At 54.3% G+C, this 22,027-nt stretch carries 18 protein-coding genes and 1 pseudogene; 4 read left to right on the top strand and 15 right to left on the bottom strand.

What is annotated here, in order from left to right; all coding sequences use genetic code 11:
- Positions 1–7: 7 nt before the first annotated feature.
- Together trkA and ACR0QW_RS00090 are read right to left on the bottom strand one after the other, a co-directional pair.
- Entirely contained in the window at positions 8–1,363 is a 1,356-nt protein-coding gene (gene trkA / locus ACR0QW_RS00095) for a Trk system potassium transporter TrkA (protein WP_432641689.1), read from the bottom strand.
- A 111-nt stretch (positions 1,364–1,474) separates the two neighbouring features.
- Complete coding sequence (locus tag ACR0QW_RS00090) at positions 1,475–1,972, bottom strand: hypothetical protein (protein ID WP_432641688.1); 498 nt, start codon at positions 1,970–1,972, stop codon at positions 1,475–1,477.
- Between the two features lie 127 nt (positions 1,973–2,099).
- On the opposite strand from ACR0QW_RS00090, the gene ACR0QW_RS00085 reads away from it, so the two are divergent.
- Positions 2,100–3,188, top strand: a complete 1,089-nt coding sequence (locus ACR0QW_RS00085) for an acyltransferase (protein ID WP_432641687.1) — start codon at positions 2,100–2,102, stop codon at positions 3,186–3,188.
- Positions 3,189–3,294: 106 nt separating this feature from the next.
- Here ACR0QW_RS00085 and pyk read toward each other — a convergent pair whose 3' ends face one another.
- The 7 genes from pyk to ACR0QW_RS00050 all read right to left on the bottom strand — a co-directional run bounded on the left by pyk (position 3,295) and on the right by ACR0QW_RS00050 (position 14,778).
- Entirely contained in the window at positions 3,295–5,043 is a 1,749-nt protein-coding gene (gene pyk, locus ACR0QW_RS00080) for a pyruvate kinase (RefSeq protein ID WP_432641686.1), read from the bottom strand.
- Positions 5,044–5,142: 99 nt separating this feature from the next.
- Positions 5,143–6,165, bottom strand: a complete 1,023-nt coding sequence (locus ACR0QW_RS00075) for an electron transfer flavoprotein subunit alpha/FixB family protein (protein ID WP_432641685.1) — start codon at positions 6,163–6,165, stop codon at positions 5,143–5,145.
- A 12-nt stretch (positions 6,166–6,177) separates the two neighbouring features.
- Complete coding sequence (locus ACR0QW_RS00070; protein WP_432641684.1) at positions 6,178–6,969, bottom strand: electron transfer flavoprotein subunit beta/FixA family protein; 792 nt, start codon at positions 6,967–6,969, stop codon at positions 6,178–6,180.
- Between the two features lie 310 nt (positions 6,970–7,279).
- A complete protein-coding gene (locus ACR0QW_RS00065) occupies positions 7,280–10,750 on the bottom strand; it encodes a DNA polymerase III subunit alpha (RefSeq protein WP_432641683.1) in 3,471 nt (1,156 codons plus the stop codon).
- A gap of 13 nt (positions 10,751–10,763) precedes the next feature.
- Positions 10,764–11,087 (bottom strand): cell division protein SepF, encoded by a 324-nt coding sequence (locus tag ACR0QW_RS00060; RefSeq protein WP_432641682.1) that lies wholly within the window; start codon positions 11,085–11,087, stop codon positions 10,764–10,766.
- 137 nt (positions 11,088–11,224) lie between these two features.
- Positions 11,225–13,045, bottom strand: a complete 1,821-nt coding sequence (gene typA, locus ACR0QW_RS00055) for a translational GTPase TypA (protein ID WP_432641681.1) — start codon at positions 13,043–13,045, stop codon at positions 11,225–11,227.
- A 125-nt stretch (positions 13,046–13,170) separates the two neighbouring features.
- A complete protein-coding gene (locus ACR0QW_RS00050; RefSeq protein ID WP_432641680.1) occupies positions 13,171–14,778 on the bottom strand; it encodes an MBL fold metallo-hydrolase RNA specificity domain-containing protein in 1,608 nt (535 codons plus the stop codon).
- A gap of 181 nt (positions 14,779–14,959) precedes the next feature.
- On the opposite strand from ACR0QW_RS00050, the gene ACR0QW_RS00045 reads away from it, so the two are divergent.
- A complete protein-coding gene (locus ACR0QW_RS00045) occupies positions 14,960–15,514 on the top strand; it encodes a hypothetical protein (protein ID WP_432641679.1) in 555 nt (184 codons plus the stop codon).
- Between the two features lie 54 nt (positions 15,515–15,568).
- Here ACR0QW_RS00045 and ACR0QW_RS00040 read toward each other — a convergent pair whose 3' ends face one another.
- The 3 genes from ACR0QW_RS00040 to ACR0QW_RS00030 are packed head-to-tail and all read right to left on the bottom strand — an operon-like array spanning position 15,569 to position 18,581.
- Entirely contained in the window at positions 15,569–16,957 is a 1,389-nt protein-coding gene (locus ACR0QW_RS00040) for an NAD(P)/FAD-dependent oxidoreductase (RefSeq protein WP_432641678.1), read from the bottom strand.
- Entirely contained in the window at positions 16,954–17,910 is a 957-nt protein-coding gene (locus tag ACR0QW_RS00035; protein WP_432641677.1) for a serine hydrolase, read from the bottom strand. The genes ACR0QW_RS00040 and ACR0QW_RS00035 overlap by 4 nt, the downstream gene beginning before the upstream one ends.
- Positions 17,907–18,581, bottom strand: coding sequence for a M48 family metallopeptidase (locus tag ACR0QW_RS00030; RefSeq protein WP_432641676.1), 675 nt, complete (start codon positions 18,579–18,581; stop codon positions 17,907–17,909). The genes ACR0QW_RS00035 and ACR0QW_RS00030 overlap by 4 nt, the downstream gene beginning before the upstream one ends.
- A 91-nt stretch (positions 18,582–18,672) precedes the next feature.
- Between ACR0QW_RS00030 and ACR0QW_RS00025 the strand changes: the two genes are divergently transcribed.
- Together ACR0QW_RS00025 and ACR0QW_RS00020 are read left to right on the top strand one after the other, a co-directional pair.
- Positions 18,673–19,977, top strand: coding sequence for an HlyC/CorC family transporter (locus tag ACR0QW_RS00025; RefSeq protein WP_432641675.1), 1,305 nt, complete (start codon positions 18,673–18,675; stop codon positions 19,975–19,977).
- A 56-nt stretch (positions 19,978–20,033) separates the two neighbouring features.
- The gene (locus ACR0QW_RS00020; RefSeq protein ID WP_432641674.1) at positions 20,034–20,564 is read left to right on the top strand and encodes a cysteine hydrolase family protein; all 531 of its coding nucleotides are present in this window, start codon (positions 20,034–20,036) and stop codon (positions 20,562–20,564) included.
- Positions 20,565–20,693: 129 nt separating this feature from the next.
- On the opposite strand, the gene ACR0QW_RS00015 is transcribed toward ACR0QW_RS00020, so the two are convergent.
- The 3 genes and pseudogenes from ACR0QW_RS00015 to ACR0QW_RS00005 form a co-directional block, all read right to left on the bottom strand.
- On the bottom strand, positions 20,694–21,185 hold the full coding sequence (locus ACR0QW_RS00015; protein WP_432641673.1) for a GNAT family N-acetyltransferase: 492 nt from the start codon (positions 21,183–21,185) through the stop codon (positions 20,694–20,696).
- Between the two features lie 19 nt (positions 21,186–21,204).
- The gene (locus ACR0QW_RS00010; RefSeq protein ID WP_432641672.1) at positions 21,205–21,696 is read right to left on the bottom strand and encodes a nitroreductase family protein; all 492 of its coding nucleotides are present in this window, start codon (positions 21,694–21,696) and stop codon (positions 21,205–21,207) included.
- A gap of 213 nt (positions 21,697–21,909) precedes the next feature.
- Positions 21,910–22,027: pseudogene (locus ACR0QW_RS00005) on the bottom strand (IS200/IS605 family transposase); the annotation flags it as partial.

The raw sequence follows: 22,027 nt of genomic DNA, 5'->3' as shown, positions 1-22,027 counted from the left end.
ACTCCTTCTACGCCAGAATATTGAAGATTTCATGGAAGCCCAGATGGGTGGTCACCACAATGACCGTATCCCCCACCTGGAAGGCATCCTGGCCGCCGGGAATGATCAGCCGGCCATCCCGGACGATACCAGCAATCAGCACATTGGTTTTCATTTTCATATCGGCCAGTTTCACACCGATGATGGAGGATTTTTTCTCCAGCAGGAATTCCAGGGCTTCCACCCGGCCGTTCATGAGCTTGTACAGGGTCTCCACGTTGGATTCCAGGCTGTTGCCGGCAGCCCGCACATAATGGACGATTTTCTGGGCAGTAAGCTCCTTGGGATTGACAATGCTGTCCAGCTGCAGCCCTTCGATTATGTCACCAAAATCCACATGGTTCACCTTGGTGACCACCTTCCGGCCCACATGCTTCATGGCATACAGGGACAGGATGGTGTTCACTTCGTCCAGACCGGTACAGGCCACGAAGCCATCCATGTTTTCCATGTGTTCTTCCTTCAGCAGTTCCTTTTCCGTGCCGTCCCCACAGTCCACGGTGACCCCGGGCAGAGCATCCACCAGTTCCTCGCACCGTTTCATATCCCGTTCCACAATGGTCACGTTGACGTGGTTGTTCAAGAGGATCTTGCTCAGGTAGAAACTCAGCTGGCCGCCGCCCACAATCATCACGTCCCTGCATTTGTTGGTGCGCACACCGATCTTCTTGAAGAAAATCTGGGCATCCCGGGGCATTGCGATAATAGTGAGCACATCCCCCTGCTGGATCACCGTATCCCCGTTGGGGACCATGATGTTGCTGTTCCGTTCAATGATGCACACCAGCAGATTGGTGGTCAGATCAGCAATGTCCTTCAGGCTGCGCCCCACCAGTACGGAAACCGGCGGCACACGGAAACGCAGCAGATCAATCCGGTTCCGGGCAAAACTGAAGATCTCAATCGCGGAAGGAAAATTCAGCAGCCGGGAAATTTCCTTGGCCGCTTCCATTTCCGGATTGATGGTCATGGTAAGGTCCAGCCCCTTCTGCAGCTTGTTCAGTTCGCTGGCATACTGAGGGCTCCGCACCCGGGCCACTGTATGGATTTTGCTGTTGTTCAGTTTGGCGATGACGCAGGTAAGCAGATTCACTTCATCCCGCTCCGTCACGGCGATGATCATGTCCGTATGGGCCAGATCAGCCTGGTCCAGGATGGTAAAGCTGGAACCGTTGCCTACGATGCCCATCACATCGTAATTGGTGGAAATATGGCGGATGATCCGGGCATTGGTATCGATCACCGTCACATTATTATCTTCCTTGGAAAGCTGTGCCACAATGCTGCGTCCCACCTTCCCGCATCCTACAACGATAATTTGCATTACAAGACTCCTGTATCACAAAGGTCAAAAAAGTCAATAAGATAACTATACACTACCCGGCAGGAAAAAGCCATACATTTTTGTTACAAAAGCGACATTCTGCTGTCAGATTTATTTTTTCAGCCGATTCTGGATGACGTCCGCCAGCAGTACCCCCATGAGCCCGGTAAAGAACTGGGTGGGAATGAACACGGAAAGCATCTTCCACACCAGATGCATGGGAAGTTTGAGCATGTAGAATACGCCGCACAGCCCGATGAGCATGACCAGGGTCTTGGCGCAGGGTGCACCCACATAGCGAACTTTCTTTTCGCCGGGGATCAGCAGCATCTCCACGAACATGCCGTTGCCCAGGGCGATCACAGGGATCAGGGCCCCCATGATATGTCCCTGCAAAAAGGCAATACAGGCCAGGGCCACGCACACCATCCAGGCCAGGAGCCGGGAGGTATAGACGCTGGCCAGGGCCAGGCAGGTATTGACCAGACTGCCGATGATGAGGGTCATCACCGGCGTAGGCAGGGGAAGCAGAAGCCGCAGCTGCTGAATGAAAACGCCCAGGGCCAGCAGCAGGGCACCCCGGGCCAGTTGACAGGTTTTCAGATTCAAGACAGAATTCTCCTTTTGGATTGCTATTCTTCATTGTAATGAAGGAATCGAAAAAAGGCAAGCGAAAAGACTTGTGATTGCCTCCTGTTCATTTTATAATGAAAGTTACTTGTGAAAGGAGACAACAGTGAAACAACGGAATCTTGTTTTTGATAATCTGCGAGGCATCTGTATGCTGGGAGTCATCGCCATCCATGTGGGCAGTATGGCCATCAGTGCAGGGACCGCTACACCTTTTGCGGCCCTCATCACCAATATCCTGAGCCGCTACAGCGTGCCGGCATTCTTCTTCATCTCCGGCTACGGCCTGTTCTACAGCAAACCGCTGGAAGAGGATTTTTCCTATGGACAGTTCCTGAAGAAGCGGCTCCACAGCATCGGGAAGCCCTACCTGATTGCTTCTCTGCTCTACCTCATCTATTATACCATCCTGAACCGTGAGCTTTCCGTACTGGACCCCTCCAACATCCTGTTTTCCCTGTTTTTTGGAACCTCCCAGTACCACATCTACTTTTTGGTGATCCTGATCTGGTTCTACCTGCTGTTCCCCCTGTGGCGCAGGCTCATGCAGGCCATGGAAAAAGCAGGGCTGAAGCTTTCCCTGGCAGTGCTGTTCGTACTGCAGGTGTTGCTGTACGAGGGAAGCTTCCATTTCTGGTCCTACCCCGGCTGGATTGCCCAGAACTGGCTTTTGACCAACCTGATGAACTTCCGGCTGAACTACTTCCCCTTCTTCTACCTGTTCATCTTCATGCTGGGCGGTGTGATTGCCCGGCATTACCAGGACTTCAAGGCACTGATCACCGGGAAAAAGGCACTGCTCACCGCATTCTTCGCCCTGAGCGCCGGCTTCAATACCTGGATGTTCTGCCGCTGGACCTTCCGGTACGGCATGCCCTATGAGGACACCATCAACGCCCTGCAGCAGCTGAGCCTGCCAGGGCTGGTATACACCATCGCCTCGGTGCTGTTCTTCAGCATGATCCTGCAAAGCGGCAGCCATCCCCTGAAAGGTGCCCTGAGACGGATGAGCGACCGTTCCTTTGTCATTTACCTGATTCATCCCGTCTTCATCGACCAGTTGGAATACGCTGTAACCAAATGGTGCGGCGGACTTTCCCATTTCCCGCTGGAACTGTTTTATTTGCTGGTACTGGGTATCTCCTGGGGCGTTGCGGAACTCTGGAACAAGCGGAAGAAAGCCTGGAACCAATAGGATAAATTGGTTGCATGGATAAAAAGAGCTGTGAAAAATACCGTATTTCCTTCCGGTATTTTCACAGCTCTTTCCTGTTTTGATGAGGCTATGGTTTCACAGCCCTTTATTTGACATTGATCTTCCCGGCATACACCGATCCCGTTGCCACGTCCAGGGTTACCAGATCGCCGGTTTCCAGGGCATCCATAGCCCCTTTGGCGCCGATGATCACGGGGATGCCGTAATTGATGCCGATGATGGCCGCCGGAGAGGTAAAGCCCCCTTCTTCAGCGATGATGCCGCCGGCCTGGGCAGCTTCCGTACCCATTTCATTTTCCAGGGAAGCCACAGCCAGGATCATCCCCGGCTTGAACCCATCCAAATCGGACTTCTTTTCTACCCGCAGTACGATGCCGCTGGCGGCTTTCTTTCCGATACCCTGCCCGGCCACGATTTTTTCGCCTACATTGACCACCTGGATCAGGTTGGTACTGCCCACCTTGCCCACGTGCATACCAGCAGTGACCACCAGGGAATCACCCTTCTTGATCAGCTCGGCTGCCAGTGCGTCCTTCAGGGAAGCATCGATCAGCGCATCAGTGCTGGGCTTGTTCTCACCCTTCAGCGGCACCACGCCCCAGTACAGGGTCATGCGCCGCAGGCTTTCATCCACCGGGGAAACCCCGATCACCGTAGCCTTGGGCCGGTACTTGGCCACCATCCGGGCGGTATAGCCGCTTTCCGTAATGGACATGATGGCATTGGCCTCCAGTTCCTGGGCAATCTGCACCGTAGCATGGCTGATGGCATCCGTCATCTGGACCTGAGCCCCGATGCCCTTATGCTGGAACACATGCACATAGTCGATGGCCTGTTCCGTCCGCTTGGCAATCCGGGCCATGGTCTGCACGGCTTCCAGAGGGTAGGCCCCGGAAGCCGTTTCGCCGCTCAGCATGATGGCATCCGTACCATCGAAAATGGAGTTGGCAATATCGTTGGCTTCTGCCCGGGTAGCCCGGTAGTTGGTGATCATGCTTTCCAGCATCTGGGTGGCTGTGACCACCGGCTTGCCCAGGGCATTGCATTTGGCAATGATCTGTTTCTGCACGACGGGTACATCTTCCATGGGGATTTCCACGCCCAGGTCTCCACGGGCCACCATGATGCCATCCACCACTTTCAGGATTTCATCGATGTTGTCCACGCCTTCCTGGTTTTCGATCTTGGCAATGATGCCCATATGGGACCCCAGGCTCTCCAGCAGCCGGCGGATCTCCATAGCATCATGGGCATTGCGGACAAAGGAGGCCGCCACATAGTCCATGCCATGCCGGGCCGCAAAGGTAATGTCCGAACGGTCTGCATCGGACAGGAACGGCAGCTTCAGGAACGCACCGGGCACGGCCACCCGTTTCCGGGAGGAGATTTCCCCACCGTTTACCACTATCGTACGGATTTCCTTGTCCGTGGTGGATTTCACTTCCAGGGACAGCTTCCCATCGTTCAGCAGAATGGTGTCGCCCTTCTTCACTTCTTCCGGCAGGCCCTTGTAGTTTACATGAGCTTTTTCCGCCGTCCCTTCCACGTCATCCGTGGTCAGGATGAATTCATGGCCGGGTACCAGTGTGGTCTTGTCCCCCTTGAACAGGCCCAGACGCATTTCCGGTCCCTTGGTATCAGCTACATAGCCAACCACCTTGCCGGTTTCCTTTACAGCTTCTTTCAGCAGGTTCAGGCGGGCTTCACATTCCTCATGGGAACCATGGGAAAAGTTGAACCGTGCCAGGTCCATGCCGGCATTGATCATATTGACCAACAGTTCCTTTTTGTCGGTGGCAGGCCCCAGGGTGCAGATGATTTTCGTCTTTTTCATGAGAATATCCCCCTCTGAAATATTCTTACCCTTGTAATTTACCCTCTTGAAAAAAAGTCCGGACTTTAACAGCCCGGACTTTTCAGTTCGTCTATGAAATTAGGATTCCTTGAAGGCCTTGATCTTTGCAGTCAGCAGAGGCAGGATCTTCAGGGCATCGCCAACGATACCATACTTGGAGATTTCGAACATAGGAGCATCCGCATCCTTGTTGATGCAAACGATGGTATCGGATTTGCTCATACCAGCTTTGTGCTGAACGGAACCGGAAATACCGCAGGCGAAGTAAATCTTCGGGGTTACAGTCTTACCGGACTGGCCAACCTGACGAGGATGTTCTACGAACCCTTCATCAACGGCTGCACGGCTGCCGCCTACAGCACCGCCCAGAACGTGGGCCAGGTCATACAGCAGGCCGAAGTTTTCCTTGGCTTTCATGCCACGACCGCCGGAGCATACGAACGGAGCATCATCGATGGCCATTTCGCCTTCAGCTTCCACTTCTTCTCTGCGGATGCAGGTTACACGGTCATCTACATGGTTCTTCAGCGTGTAGTTGATAACTTCACCAGTACGGGAAGCATCGGGTTCCATAGCCTTGAAGGTCTTGGGACGAACGGTACCCATCTGAGGACGATGTTCTTTGCACAGGATGGTAGCCATGATGTTACCACCGGCAGCAGGACGGGTCCATTCAATCAGGCCGTCTTCTTCAGCGTCCAGGATGGTGCAGTCTGCGCACAGACCGGTGTTCATCCGGGCAGCGATACGGGGCCCCAGATCACGGCCATCGTTGGTAGCGCCGATGAACACAGCGGAAGGATGATATTCATCGATCATTTCGCAGAAGGCATTGGTGTATCCATCCGTGGAATAATATTTGAAAGAAGGATCAGTGCAGACATAAACCAGATCAGCACCATGAGCGATCAGATCTTGCGGAACGTCCTTGGCATCATCGGTCATCAGCACAGCAGCCAGTTTCTGGTTGCATTTGTCAGCCAGGTTCCGGCATTCGCCCAACAGTTCATATACTACATGGACAGGTTCGCCTTTGTAATGTTCAACATAGACCCATAAATCTTTTTCGTTACCGGTCTTTAAACCTTTCGTGTTAGCCATTTATACCCTACCTCACTTCGTAATAATCTTGTCTTCGATCAGTTTGTTCACTAACTTATCCACTGCAACTTCCAGATCTTCATCATTGAAGATTTCGCCGTGGACTTGCGTAACTTTCGGAGTGAAGCTCTTCATAACCTGAGTCGGAGACCCTTTCTTCCCGATGACATCCAGGGGGATTTCCAGATCAGCAGCAGAGTACACAGGGATTTCAGCCTTTCTGGCTTTCAGTTTGCCTCTGATGCTGGCGAAACGCAGGTCAGTGCTGCGCATTACGGTCACAACGCAGGGCATCTTCATGGTGAAGGTCATGGACATCTTTTCGTTGTCTCTGTCAACGACTACCTTGTCACCGTCTACTTTGACTTTCAGAGCAGCGGTCACCTGGGGCAGATCCAGATGTTCAGCGATTTCCGGCCCTACTTGGGCAGTATCACCATCGATAGCCTGACGGCCGCACAGAATCAGATCAGGAATACCGAAGTGTTTGATGGTATTAGCCAGAGCAGCGGAGGTTGCCAGAGTATCGGCGCCACCAAAAGCTCTGTCGCTGACCAGTTTGGCTTCATCAGCGCCAACGGCCAGGCAGTCTCTCAGGACAGATTCTGCATGGGGCGGTCCCATGGTGATAACGGTTACATGTGCACCCAGCTGATCTTTCAGTTCCAGAGCAGTTTCCAGAGCATACTGGTCATACGGGTTCATGATATTGGTTACACCATCTCTGACGAGGTTGTTGGTAACCGGATCGATTTTCATTTCAGCGGTATCCGGTACCTGTTTTACACATACAATGATGTTCATTACAAAGCGACCTCCTAAAAATCATATAGTTCAAAACCACACAATCCAATTGTAACACGTGTTTTCAACCTATGCAAGGGATTGCACAGATTTGTCAGACAGGCAGGGCCGATTCCAGACATCATGTATACAATTGTTTTTATGTGGTTTTCTTCTTGTTTCTCCTTAATTCGTAGTTTTCGAATAATTCAATTTGCCTTCTGTAACAGAAATTTCTACAGAATTGCAAGACAAATAAACTTCTTTTTCTTTAAAATATAAGAAGAAGGTTATGTGCAGACCACATAACCTTCCTTCTTTGTCCATTCTGTTACATCTTCAGGCTTCCGGCTCCCAGCACTCTCTCGATGGCCTCGGTGAAACCCGGTGCTTCCAGATCCACCCAGAATTTTGGCAGGGTACGGATCACCTGCTGGGTATCCTCCACATGGAGGTATACAGGGTTTCGGCCGTGGAACGCCGCGAATATGCCGCCCAGCTGCCGTTGCACTGCCGGAGTATTCCGCCCGCGGGCGATTGTAAGGTGTACTTCCTTCGCCGCCTCCTGCAGCGGTTCCACCTTGTTGGCGAAGATCCGGGCCTGTTCCTCATCCAGCTTCAGTACCCCGGACACCATGACGATCCTGTCCTTATCGATCTGGTCCCGGCTAGCCCCATAAGCCCGTGGAAAAGTGATTACCGTCAGGCTGCCGGACAGGTCCTCCAGCACGAAGGTGGCCATCCTGTCCCCGTTCTTGGTAGACCGCAGCTTCAGGTCGGAGATGATGCCGCCCACTATCAGTCGTTCCCCATCTCTGAAGTTCTCCTCATTGCATTTGATGAGAGGTGTCAGCCGCTTCAGGGCGTTTTTGTATTTGTCCAGGGGATGCCCCGTCACATAGAACCCGATCAGCTCCCGCTCCAGCCGCAGGATCTCCTCCTGGGGGATCTCCGGCAGATCCGGTATGGGGATGGTATTGGCACTGGCGATTTCCTCGTCACCGAACAGCCCCAGCTGCCCGGTGATCCTGTCCCGCTGCTCGCTGGCCGCCGCCTCCAGGGCCGGGTCCATGATAGCCAGCAGCTGGCTGCGCTTCAGGCCGAAGCCATACAGGGAGCCGCTCTTAATCAGGGCTTCCACCACCCTTTTGTTCACCTTGCTCAGGTCCACCCGGCGGGTAAAATCGAAGAAATCCTGAAAAGGCCCGTGTTTCTTTCTTTCCTCCAGGATTACGGACACCGCCGCATCCCCCACGCTCTTGATGGCGCCCAGGCCGAAACGGATGGTGTGCCCGTCCACGGAAAAGCCTGCTTCACTGGTGTTGATATCCGGAGGCAATACCTGGATGCCCATATCCCGGCAGATGCCGATGTACCAGCTGACCTTGCCCGCTACAGTGATGATGCTGTTCAGGAAAGCTGCCATATATTCCACCGGATAATTGGCCTTCAGCCAGGCCGTATCGTAGGCCACCAGGGCATAGGCTGCCGAATGGGATTTGTTGAACCCATAGCCGGCAAAATGCTGCAGCAGAGCAAAGATCTTCTCGCCCAGCTCCCGACTGATACCATGGAGTTTCTGGGCCCCGTCCAGGAATTTTTCCTTCATGGAATCCAGCAGTTTGGCCTTCTTCTTACCCATGGCCCGGCGCAGGATGTCTGCTTCGCCCAGGGTGAATCCCCCCAGCGCAGATACGATCTGCATGACCTGCTCCTGGTACAGGATCACTCCGTAGGTATCAGCCACGATGGGTTCCATCAAAGGGTGCAGCACCTGGGCCGTACGTTTGCCGTGACGGCCGGCAATGAAGTCTTCGGCCATGCCGCTGCCCAGAGGGCCGGGCCGGTACAGGGCAACCAGGGGAATCAGATCCTCGAATCCCTCGGGAGCCAGCTGCTTCATGAGCCGGGTCATGCCATCGCTTTCCATCTGGAACACGGCTGCCGTATCCCCGTCGCAGAGCATTTTGCAGGTCCTGGGATCATGAAGGTCGATCTTGCTGATGTCCACATCCACGCCCTTGTTCTTTTTGATCATCTTCAGGGCATCGTCGATGACCGTCAGGGTCCGCAGGCCCAGAAGGTCCATCTTCAGAAGCCCCAGGCTTTCCGACCGGTCCTTGTCGTACTGGGTACAGATGTATTCATGCTCGTCATCACTGCTGCTGGTAATCTGCAGCGGCACATAGTCCGTCAGTTCGCCGGGGGTGATAACCACGCCCGCCGCATGGGTGGACGTATGCCGCGGCATGCCCTCCACCTTCTGTGCAAATTCCAGCAGTTGGGCGATATTGGGATCCTGGTCCCGCAGCTGCCGCAGTTCCCGGCTGCTCTCCAGCGCCCCCTTCAGCGTGGTGCCCAGGGTATTGGGAATCAGCTTGTTCACCTGGTTCACCACGTTCAGAGGGATATCCATGGCCCGTCCCACATCCTTGATGGCCGCCTTGGCCGCCAGGGTCCCGAAGGTGATGATCTGGGCCACATGGCTCTCCCCATATTTCCGTGCCAGGTAATCCACCACCAGATGCCGCTTTACGTAACAGATATCCGTATCGATATCGGGCATGCTCACCCGTTCCGGGTTCAGGAAACGTTCAAAGATCAGATTGTACTTCAGGGGATCGATACTGGTAATGCCCGTCAGATAGGCCACGATGCTGCCAGCGGCACTGCCTCTGCCGGGGCCCACGGGGATATCGTGCGTATGGGCATAGTTGATGAAGTCCCACACGATCAGGAAATACCCCGAATACCCCATCTGCCTGATAATGCCCAGCTCGTATTCCATCCGTTTCCGGGCAGTACCGTCATCATCGGGGTACCGGGAGGAAAAACCCTTTTCGCACAGTTTCCGCAGGAAGCCGTCCATGGTCTCCCCGTCGGGCAAAGGGAATTCCGGCAGCAGCAGGTGTCCGAATTCCAGCTCCAGATTGCATTTGTCAGCGATCTCCAGAGTGTTGTCCAGGGCTTCCTGGTCATCCGGGAACAGTTCTTCCATCTCTTCCCGGCTCTTCAGGTAGTAGGAATCGTTGTTGAACCGCATGCGCTGGGGATCCAGGTACCTGGCGTTGGTCTGGATGCACAGCAGGATGTCCTGGCCGGCGGCATCCTCCTTGTGGATGTAATGCAGGTCGTTGGTGGCTACCAGTTTGATCTGGTACTTCTTCGCCAGGGCATGGAGTTCCCGGCGTACGACAGCTTCTTCCGGCAGGCCATGGTTCTGGATTTCCAGGTAATAATGATCACGGCCAAAGATATCCAGGTATTCCAGCATGACCTTTTCCGCCGTCTCCAGCTCGCCCCGGATGATGTGCCGGGGCACTTCGCCGGCCACACAGGCAGACAGGCAGAGCAGTCCCTCATGATACTGCCGCAGCACGTCCATGTCGATCCGGGGCTTATAATAGAAGCCCTCCACTTCGCCGATGGACACGATTTTCATCAAGTTCTGGTAGCCCGTCTTGTTCTCCACCAGCAGGATCAGATGGTACAGTTTGTTCCGTGTCTCCAGGCTCTTGTCCAGGCGGGATCCGGAGGTGATGTACACCTCGCAGCCGATGATGGGCTTGATGCCTGCTTTCCTGCATTCCTGATAGAATTCGATGACCCCGTACATGACCCCATGGTCGGTAATGGCCAGAGCCGGCATGCCCAGTTCCTTGGCATAGGCCACCAGCTCCGGGATCCGGCAGGCCCCATCCAGCAGGGAATATTGGGTATGGGTATGTAAATGGACAAATTGGGACGGCATGATGACTCCTTCGTTAAAAAAGGGCTGCCGTACAGGGCAGCCCCGTTCCATTGGCCTTATGGCCTCATTCGTGGATCGTATTTACTTCTCCCGGCAGGTACATGGTCACTTCCGGGGAAACTTCTGTTTCGGTGGCTCCCATGGTGTAGGCCACCCCGGCCAGGTAATCCTGAGCCCGTACCTTATCCGGTTCCGTCAGGTCGTTGAGACAGAGCAGCAGGCCCTTTCCCTCCATAATCAGCCTGCCGTAGGGAACGATATCCTCCAGACTGGCCGGCGTCCGCAGACAGAGATCCAGATTGGGCGTGGTGAGCAGGGTCAGGCCGTTATCCCGGGTTTCCTCCGGCTTTTCCGGCACGTTCTTATGAGATTGAAAGCGGGCAAACATAGGTGACCTCCTCCCTTCCTGATATCATCTTATTGTACATCAGAAATTTTTCCTTGGCAAATTTCTCCTTCGGTCCATGATATACGATCTGTGACATATGACAAAAAAGGCCGCCGCAAAAACGGCAGCCTTCTGCATTATGCCCGTGCGTTGCGAGCCCGGTTGCGGGCCCGTTCCAGACGGGACAGGACTTTCTTTCTCATGCGGATGCTCTTGGGAGTGACTTCCACGGTTTCATCATCATTGATGTGTTCCAGGGCCCCTTCCAGGGAGAAGGTCTGCGGCGGTACCAGACGGACCGCATCATCGGACCCGGCAGCACGCATGTTGGATACGTGCTTCTTCTTGCAGGGGTTCACGTCCATATCGTCTTCCCGGCTGTTTTCGCCCACGATTTCACCTTCGTAGACTTCTTCGCCCGGGTTTACGTACATGGTACCTCTGGCCTGGCATTTATCGATGCCATAGGCAGTGGTGGTACCGGCTTCGAAAGCCACCAGACTGCCGCGGGTACGGCCGGGGATATCACCCTTGTAAGCGCCCCAGCCGGCAAATACGTGGTTCATGATGCCGTTCCCTTTGGTATCGGTCAGGAACTGGTTCCGGAAACCGATCAGGCCACGGGCAGGGATGATGAAGTCCATGCGCAGGTAGCCGGCCACTTCGGTCATATTCTGCAGTTCCGCCTTGCGGATGCCCAGGCCTTCCATCACAGGACCCATGAAGTCCTGAGGGACTTCGATGGTCAGTGCTTCCATGGGTTCCAGCAGCTTGCCGTTTTCATCCCGGTGCATAATTACGGTCGGTTTCCCAACCTGCAGTTCAAAGCCTTCACGGCGCATGGCTTCGATCAGTACGGACAGATGCAGTTCACCACGGCCGGATACCTTGAAGGTATCGGCGCTGTCGGTATCTTCCACTTTCATGGAAACGTTGGTTTCCACTTCTTTGTACAGGCGGTCACGCAGGTGACGGCTGGTAATAAAGTCACCTTCCTGGCCGGCGAACGGACTGTCATTGACAGAGAAGGTCATGGACAGGGTAGGTTCGTCCACTTTGATTCCCTGCAGCTGTTCCGGATTGTCCACGTCAGCGATGGTATCACCGATTTCCGCATCGGACAGACCAATCAGAGCGATGATGTCACCAGCCTGGGCTTCGGGCACTTCCACTCGTTTCAGGCCTTCATAGGTGTACAGACGGCCGATCTTTTCATTGGTCCGTTTGTCATCGTGCATCAGGCAGACAGGCTGGCCGTTATGGATGGTCCCGCGGACCACACGGCCCACCACGATCCGGCCCACGAAGTTGTCGTGATCCAGGGTGTTGACCAGCATCTGCAGAGGAGCGTCCACATCCACGTCAGGAGCAGGGATGCTCTTGATGATGGTACGGAACAGGGGTTCCAGATTATCGCTTTCGTCATCCATGGACAGCTTGGCGATACCCTTCTTGGCAGAGCAGTAGACCACAGGGAAGTCCAGCTGATCGTCGTTGGCGTTCAGTTCGATGAACAGATCCAGGACTTCGTCCACCACTTCTTCCACCCGCTGATCCGGACGGTCGATCTTGTTGATGACCACAACAGGTTTCAGATGATGTTCCAGTGCTTTCCGCAGCACATATTTGGTCTGGGGCATGGGGCCTTCGTAGGCGTCTACCAGCAGCAGTACGCCGTCAACCATGTTCAGCACCCGTTCCACTTCGCCGCCGAAGTCGGCATGGCCCGGAGTATCCAGGATGTTGATCTTGCAGCCATCATGCATTACGGACGTATTTTTAGCCAGGATGGTGATGCCACGTTCTCTTTCCTGATCGTTGGAGTCCATGACCCGTTCCTGTACCTGCTGGTTGGCCCGGAATACACCGCTCTGTTTCAGCATGGCATCGACCAGGGTCGTCTTACCATGGTCAACGTGAGCGATGATGGCAATGTTACGCAAATCATTTCTAATCATAAAAGCCCAATCCCCTCTTATTTCCAGATAAATCAAGAGGATGCTCGTCAAGAAGCATCCTCAAAGTAAACTACATGATTTCGACTTTCCTATTATATATTTTTCGTCTGCGTATGTCAAACTTTTTACAATGTCTTCATCACATTGTCAACGTATTTGCGGATTTTATCCAGTTTCCCCCGTACATCGGGTATCCGTTTGGGATCGTGGGTGACAATCTGTTCCAAACGGCCCTTATAGGCCAGGTAATCTTTTTCAAAGCTCCGCAGATAATCACGCAGCGACTGGATGGCCGGTGCCGCTACTACAATCTGGCTTTCCTCGATGTGCCAGTCGGTGCCATCGATCACCGCCGTATCCCCGTAGTTGGGGATATAGGTGGCTGTACCCAGTTCCGTATTCAGCAGATGGGCAAAATGACTGGCTGAATCGTATTCCCCATGGACCACGAAGAAGCATTTGGGCTTGTGTTCCATTCCTTTGTACAAGGCCAGCATCTGTTCCTTGTCCGCATGGGCGGAGAAACCGCTCATGTTGTAGATTCTGGCCCCCACCACGATGTCTTCGCCCATGATTTTCACCTTTTTGGCCCCGTCCAGCAGGCGTCGGCCCAGACTGCTCTCTGCCTGGTACCCGGCAAAGATCACTGAGCTGTCCTTCCGCCACAAGTTGTGTTTCAGATGGTGGAGTACCCGTCCGGCATCTGCCATCCCGCTGGCCGACAGGATGATCATAGGGCTGGGCATATCGTTGATGGCCCTGGATTCCGCCGGAGTTTCCGTATACTTCACATTGGGCATATCGATGAGCTTGCCTCTTTGCTGACGGAAAATGGTAGTCGCTTCCTCATCGTACTCTTCCGGATTGAACTGCATCACCTGGGTGGCCTTGATGGCCATGGGACTGTCCACAAAGATGGGGATGCGGGGCAGCTGCCCGCTTGCCATGAGTTTCTGGAAATAGTACAGCAGCACCTGGGTACGGCCTACGGCAAAGGACGGGATGATCACGTTGCCGCCCCGGCTCAGGGCATCCTTCATTATGTCGCACAGTTCCTGCTGCCGGTCGATTTTTTCGTGGACCCGATCTCCGTACGTGGACTCGGTGATGATGAAATCCGCCCCGGAAATCTGGTAGGGATCGTCCAGGATGGGTACATTGGGCTGGCCGATATCCCCGGTGAAGATCAGCTTCGTCTTCTTGCCGTTCTCCTCCAGTTCCAGGGTCACCAGAGCGCTGCCCAGGATATGGCCGGCCACCCGGAACCGGAAAGTAATGCCCGGATACAGATCGATGTTCTCATCATAATCATGGGTCACGAAATGCTTCAGGCACAGATAGGCGTCATCCGCCGTATACAAAGGTTCTACCCTGCTCTTGCCGGCCCGCAGTCCCTTCCGGGTGGCCACCTCCGCATCGGATTCCTGGATGTGCCCGCAGTCGGGCAGAAGGATCTCGCACAGTTCCTCGGTGACGTGGGTGCAGTGGATGAACCCCTTGAACCCTTCTTTTACCAGTTTGGGCAGCAGTCCGCTGTGGTCGATGTGTGCATGGCTCAGGATCACTGCGTCGATTTCCCCGGGATTGAAAGCAAAAGGCCGGTGATTCAGTTCCCTGATGACTTTTGCTCCCTGGAACATGCCGCAGTCCAGCAGGATTTTCTTGCCGTTGACTTCCAGCAGATGACAGGAACCGGTAACAATTTTATCAGCACCCAAAAAACGGATTTTCATGGAGCATGCCTCCTTTGTTCCGGACTTTTCCACAGTTCAGTACACCATATCTTTCTCTGATGTGGTACAATAGTCCCATGGTTTTCTTTATGAAAGGATGTCTATGATGAAAAAACACTGTTTCCTTCCTATATGCTTTGTTTCGCTCTTCACCGTTCCATTCCTGCTTTTTGGTGGCAGGATGGCTTCCGGGGCGAAAAAAGAAGCGATTTCTGTAACAAATGACGCACAAAAAGTGATCTCCGTCCCATTAGATGAACCGGCAGCTGTCCCCAATGTTCCCGTCAGGACAGCCAGTCCAAAAGCCGCGGTTTCCGCTGCCCAAGGGCCAGACACTGCCGCTGCAGGGACGAAAGAAACAGCCGTACCGGAAAAGCTTCCGGTGCCTCCAGCGGAGGAAGAAGCTGCCTGGACCCTGGTGGGCAGCAACAGCACCTATGACGTGTATTACGACACCCGTACCCTGAAGGCTGACCCCAAAAGCGGGATCATCACTGTGTGGAACAAATGGGTGAACAAAAAGGCGGTGGGACCTGCCTCCAGGACCCTGTTCCTGCAATCCCGGTATGACGTGCGGCTTCGAGTGGTTTCTGACCTGGTGCAGTACAAATACAACGGTCTGGGCCAGCAGACAGAAGGTAAAAAATTCCCTGACACCTCCTGGTACCCCCTGAGTCCCGACACCCTGGGCATGGAACTGTGCAATGCGTTGAAAACAGTATTTTTGAATAACTGACAGCAAATAAAAATACAGGAGTTGTGGAATCATCTTCCACAACTCCTGTATTTTTTATTTTTTCATTCTCTCCCCGATGATCCGTGCAACGTACACGCCGCTGGCACTGGCCTGGCTCAGGCCCCGGGTGATGCCGGCTCCGTCGCCGATGGCAAAGAAGTTGGGCAGTTGGGTCTCCAGCTGGTCATCCAGTTCCAGCCGGGAGCTGTAGAACTTCACTTCCACCCCGTACAGCAGGGTGTCATCATTGGCAGTTCCCGGCGCCACCTTATCCAAAGCGTAAATCATTTCGATGATGTTGTCCAGATGCCGTTTGGGCAGAACCAGGCTCAGATCCCCGGGCACCGCATTTAAAGTGGGCCGCAGGAAGCTCTGGCTCAGCCGGTGGGCGTTGGTCCGCCGTCCTTTGATCAGGTCGCCGAACCGCTGTACCAGTACGCCGCCGCCCAGCATATTGGACAGGGAGGCGATGTGCTTGCCGTACCGATGAGGCTCCTTGAAGGGTTCCGTGAACCGATTGCTTACCAGCAGAGCAAAGTTGGTGTTGCCGCTGTTCTTCCGGGGATCACTGAAACTGTGGCCGTTTACCGTAACGATGCCGTCGGTGTTTTCCGCCACCACATACCCGTTGGGGTTCATGCAGAAGGTCCGCACCCGGTCACCATACTGTTTGGTCCGGTATACCAGCTTGGCTTCGTATACTTCGTTGGTGATGTGCTGGAACACAGCCGCCGGTACTTCCACCCGTACGCCCACATCCACCTGGTTGTTGGTCAGTTCCAGCCCCAAGGCCTCGCACTGGTCCGAGAACCATTCGGCCCCGGCCCGTCCCGGCGCCCCGATCAGGTAGGTACATTTCACGGTTTCGTCGCTGTCCTTCAGGAACACTTCATATCCCCCGTCGCAGGGTTTGAAGGTCTCCACCTGGGTATCGCACTGGATCTGGATGCCGTGTTCGAGCAGGAACCGGTAGATGCTGGCCATGAGTTTCCGGTTGTTGTCCGTGCCCAGGTGCCGCACTTTGGCATTCAAAAGATGCAGGTCATATCCCAGAGCCTTCCGGCCGATTTCGCAGTTCTTGGTGGAATATACTTCCCCCGGGGCGCCGTGCTTCAGATTGATTTCATCCACATAGTCGATCAGGTCCATGACCGTCTTCTTGGGGATGTAATCGCTGAGCCAGCCGCCGAACTCGGTGGTGAAGTTATACTTGCCGTCGGAGAAAGCCCCGGCACCGCCAAAGCCCCGCATGATGCTGCAGGGTGTGCACCGGATGCAGCTTTCCACCTTGCCCGCGATGATGGGGCAGTTCCGGAAATCGATGGCATGCCCTTCCTCGATGATCAGGACACTTACCTTGGGATATTTCAGTACAAATTCATAAGCCGCATAGATAGCAGCAGGACCGCCGCCGATGATGGCTACGTCTACTTTTTTCGTCATTTTTTGAACACCTCTTTGTCATTGACTGTATTGAAGATAATGGAAGAAATCTGGTTGATGGTCTTGCGGGTCTCCGCCGGGCGCACAGCCTTATCCATCATGATGACCAGGACATATTTTTCCCTGGCATAGACGATGCCGGCGGTGCCCAGCACCTGTCCATGATCTGCCTGATACCCGGCAATCTTCACTTTTTCAGGCAGCAGGGCCCCAAGCATGTCTTTTCCTGGCTGCTGCAGGAGCTCCAACAGATAGGCATCTTTTTCCCTGTTGATGCATTTGCCCTGGTACAGACTGGTCAGCAGGTTCACCATGTCGTTCACGGAAGTATAGCTCAATTCCCGTTTCTCTTTGGGATCCAGGGCATCCTGGGCATTTTCCTGGATGGGCAGGTTCTGGCTGCCGATTACCGTATCCGCATACCCCTGTTTGGCCAGCCATTCGTTCATGTCCTCCCGGCCGGCAATCCAGATCAGTTTGTACAGAGCAGTGGTATCATTCTGCAGCAGCATGGCTTCCAGCAGATTCTGCACCGTGAGCCTGCTGCCGGCGGGCAGGCTGCCCAGTGCCGGGCTGTCCGGCCGGATATCCTTCTCCTCCAGGGTATAGACCTCATCCAGAGAAAGTTCCCTGTCTTCCACCTGCCGCAGCACCGCAGCCGCCACATAAGGACGGATCAGATCCCCGGCAGGCATCTTGCCGGAATAGTTGTAGAACACTTCCCCTGTATCCAGGGAATGATAGTACACCGAACAGGCGGCCCCGCTCTGGGCGATGACATTGTTCAGATAGGCATAGGGCAGCTTGGTGTCCTGAGAATGGACCAGCTGGGCATTCTGGGCAGTCTGCTGCTGCTCCAGGTATTTGGGGCTGCGGTGCAGCAGGGTGATGGAAATGATGCTCACCACCACCAGAGCGATGAAGCAAAGCAGGATTTTCTTATTGATACTCATAATGTAAACATGACCTTTCTATGGACTTTCAGCCAGTTTTCCTGTTCCCTGTAATCCGGCAGTACCTGGGCCACTGCCTGCCAGAACGCTTTGTTGTGGGACATGTTGCGGATGTGGCAGAGTTCGTGGACCACCACGTAGGCAATGACTTCCCGGGGGCAGAATACCAGGGGCCAGGAAAACCCGATCTCTCCCTTGTAGTTGCAGTAACCCCAGCGGGAATGGGCCCGGCTCCATTTCACCCGGGGCATGGGGAGCCCCAGCACCAGAGCATAGGCCCGCACCAGATCCCAGAGCACCTCTCCCAGCCGGGCGGACAGATACCGTATCAGGGTAGCTCGCTGCTCTTCCGTTCCCATGTAGAGATTCCCCGGTTCCTGCCGGAATCCCTTCCCAGGGACCCGGTGCAGGATGCAGGGCACACCAAAAAGCAGGAAGGTCTCTCCCTCCCGCAACTCCAGGGTATGATACTCCCGATTCTCTGTGCGGACTCGTTCCACAGCCCGACAGATCCATTGTTCTTTTTTGTACACTGCCTGCTCCCAAAGGCTTTTGGGACAGCCATAAGGGACCCGAAGGAGCAGAGTCCCGCTTTCGCGGACTTCAAACCCGATGGTCCGGCGGGCCGACTGGACAATCTGGGCGTTTTCCATGATTTCTTCAATACCCATAGCGTTCCTATTATAGCATAGAACATAGAACATTGACCACTGTCATACTTTCTCTTATAATGAAGCCATGACTATGAAGGAAGTGTAAAATATGGATACTTTTGAAATCCCCACGGCAGTCCTGACACTGATCCTGGTGGTTTTCATCTTCTTTTCCGGTTTCTTCTCCGCTGCGGAAACGGCTCTCACCGGAGCCAACAAACTGCGGCTGAAGAACCTGGCCAAAAGCGGCAATCCCAGGGCCCGAAAAGCCCTGCAGCTGCTGAACCATTTCGATGATGCCCTGTCCACCATCCTGATCGGGAACAACGTGGTGAACATTGCCACTGCCTCCCTGGCAGCCGCCGTCTCTACAGCCGCCTTCGGTCCCTCCGGCCTGGCTCTGGCCACAGTATTTACCACCATCATCATCCTGATTTTCGGTGAAGTATTGCCCAAGAGCGCCGCCAGCGATGCTCCGGAATACTACTCCATGCAGACCTCCAGTCTGCTGCGGATCCTGGTATTTCTGTTCACACCCCTGAATTTCCTGTTCCGGAAGCTGAAGCAGCTGGCCGCCCACCTGCTGGGCAAAAAGAACAGCCGCAAGCCCGCCACAGAAGATGAGCTGCTGCTCATGGTGGATGAAGTGGAAAGCGGAGGCGGCATCAACAAGCAGGACAGCCTGCTGATCAAGAGTGCCATCGAATTCAGTGACATCCGGGTACGGGAGATCATGACCCCACGGGTGGATATGGTGGCCATGGATATCTCCGAAGGTGCGAAGGAAGCCCTGAAGCTGTTCCACAGCCATGGATTCTCCCGGCTTCCCGTATTCAAGGATGACTACGGAGAAATCATCGGCATCCTCCACGCCAAGGATTTCTTCACGGCGTACCTGCAGGATTCCCGGTTCGACCTGAAGAAAGTCATCAAAAAAGCTGCCTTTGTCCACCAGTCCACCAAGATTTCCCGGGTACTGAAGACCCTGCAGGAAGCCAAGGTAGAGATGGCCATGGTCATGGACAGTTACGGCACCGTACGGGGCCTGGTAACCACCGAGGATATTGTGGAAGAACTGGTAGGCGAAATCTGGGACGAGCACGACAAGGCTGTCTCCTCCTTCCGCCGCTTGGGCAAAAACCGCTACCTGGTGTCCTGCTCCTCCAACTCCCAGAACGCCAACCTGTTCGACCTGTTCAAAGTACTGGATCTGGATATCGATGACTACGGCCTGGAAAACAACTCCATCAGCGGCTGGGTGGTAGATACCCTGGAGACCATCCCCCAAAAGGGCGACAGTTTCGACTGCAAGAACCTGCACGTGACCGTTACAAAAGCCAATGAACACCGGGTACAGGAAATCATAGTGGAAGTACGCCCATCAGCCCAGGATAAAAAAGAGACTGATGGATAAAATTGGTCCGGCAAATTTTTGGATGAAGAAAAACAAACGAAAGGAAGGTGCTCCCCATGAGCAACCAGTTTTTAATCGTCGTAGATATGCAGAATGATTTTGTAGGCGGCAGCCTGGGATCCGATGCGGCCCAGGCCATCACCCTGGACGTGATGAAGAAAGTCGCCCATTTCCCGGGCAAGGTGATCTTCACCCAGGATACCCACGGCAGCGACTACCTGGATACCCAGGAAGGCAAACTGCTGCCTGTGAAGCACTGCATCAAGGGAACTCCGGGCTGGCGTCTGATTCCCGGCCTGGAAAAACTGCAGCAGGAACACCACTGGCCGGTGATCCAGAAACCCAGCTTCGGCTCCATGAAACTGGCCCGGGAGCTTGCTGCAGCCCACAAGGTACAGGCCATTACCAGTATCGAACTCATAGGCCTGTGTACCGATATCTGCGTAGTGAGCAACGCCCTGCTGCTGAAAGCCGCCCTGCCGGAAGTACCCATCAAAGTGGACAGTCACTGCTGTGCCGGCGTGACCCCGGAAAAGCACCGGGCTGCTCTGGAAACCATGCGCAGCTGTCAGATCATCGTGGAATGATTCCACTGCAATATAAGAAGGACCGTTCTGAAATCCAGGACGGTCCTTTTCCTTTGGCCAGCGGCCAGGAATATCGAAAATGATTCTTTCACTTCCGGCTGCAGTGCCAGCATGACCTTGATCATTTCCTTATTTCCGGTTAAACGTCAGCCGCATCTGATGCCACACCACGTCGCCGTGAGTGGAATCAGAGATGCCCTCATCCACGAATCCGAATTTCGCATAATAATGGACCAGATGGTCCTTGCAGGTCAGGACCACTCCCCTGCGTCCTTCTTTCCGGGCCGCATCGATGAAATGTTCCAGTACAGTTCCAGCCAAACCCTGTTTCCGGCGGGCAGGATCCGTGTCCACCCCGAAGATCATCTGCCATTTTCCTTTCTCGTTGTGCATATCCGCACGTTCATACATCTCGTCAGTCAGGTCCGAAGTGTCGGTCACAAGGCCATTCACGAAGGAGGCCAGCTTGTCTCCGTCCCACAGCAGGAGGAAATGGTTGGGATAAGCCGCTACCCGGTCCCGGATGGATTCCGGCGTAGCCGCTTCTGCCTGAGGAAAGCAGGCGGTCTCCAGATCGGCAATGGCTTTCACATCCTGGGGTTTTGCATAACGTAATTCCATATTCCTTGCTCCTTTCCCATCATTTCCACCGGATCCACTCTTCATGGAACCGGTCGTGCTGCCGGATTTCCTGAGCCGGGTAGCCCAGGGCGAACATGGCAAAAGCTTCCTCATCTTCCGGCAGACCCGCGATTTCGGCCACTTTGGCCATCCGCTCCGGCCGGGGATAGACCCCCATCCAGACGCCGCCCAGGCCCAGGGCATCTGTTTCCACCCACAGGTTCTCCAGGGCCGCGCTGGTATCCACCGGGGCGAATTCCGGCAGCTGGCAGTCCTTCCAGCAGCTGATTACCAGCAGCACCGGCGCCTCCGCTGCAAAAGTGGAAAACCGGCTAACGCCGGCCAGTTTGGCGATGAGTCCCTGATCCGTCACCACGGTGAACCGCCAGGGCTGCTGGTTGCAGGCCGATGGGGCTGCCATGGCCGCCCGCAGGATCTGCAGCAGTTTCTCCTTTTCCACAGGTTTGGCAAGATATTTCCGCACACTGGTGCGATGGAACAGGTTTTCCACAAAAATGACCTTCTTTCGATTGCTGTCATGTAATCCTATTGCCCATCTATAATATCATAAAAGGCAAGCGTATGCAGGCATAATCAAAACTACCCGTATAACGGGTAGTTTGCTCTGCGGCTATAAGCCGCGTTACCTGCCTCGGCCTTAAGGCCCTAGAGTTACAGGCTACCAACCCCACTACATTTCCAGGCAGCCCCTCACTCGAGGGGCTTATTTTTTATTCTTTTCACCTGTGAAGGGATCCACAGGTTCGAAAAGCGTCATTTGGTCTTCAATCATATCTTCCTGCAGTTGCTGCTGAATATACTTTTGGATAACAGCTTTATTT

The sequence above is a fragment of the Acidaminococcus sp. genome (assembly GCF_050873445.1).
Classification (GTDB): Bacteria; Bacillota; Negativicutes; order Acidaminococcales; family Acidaminococcaceae; genus Acidaminococcus.
This window is presented reverse-complemented; position numbering and strand designations above follow the sequence as displayed.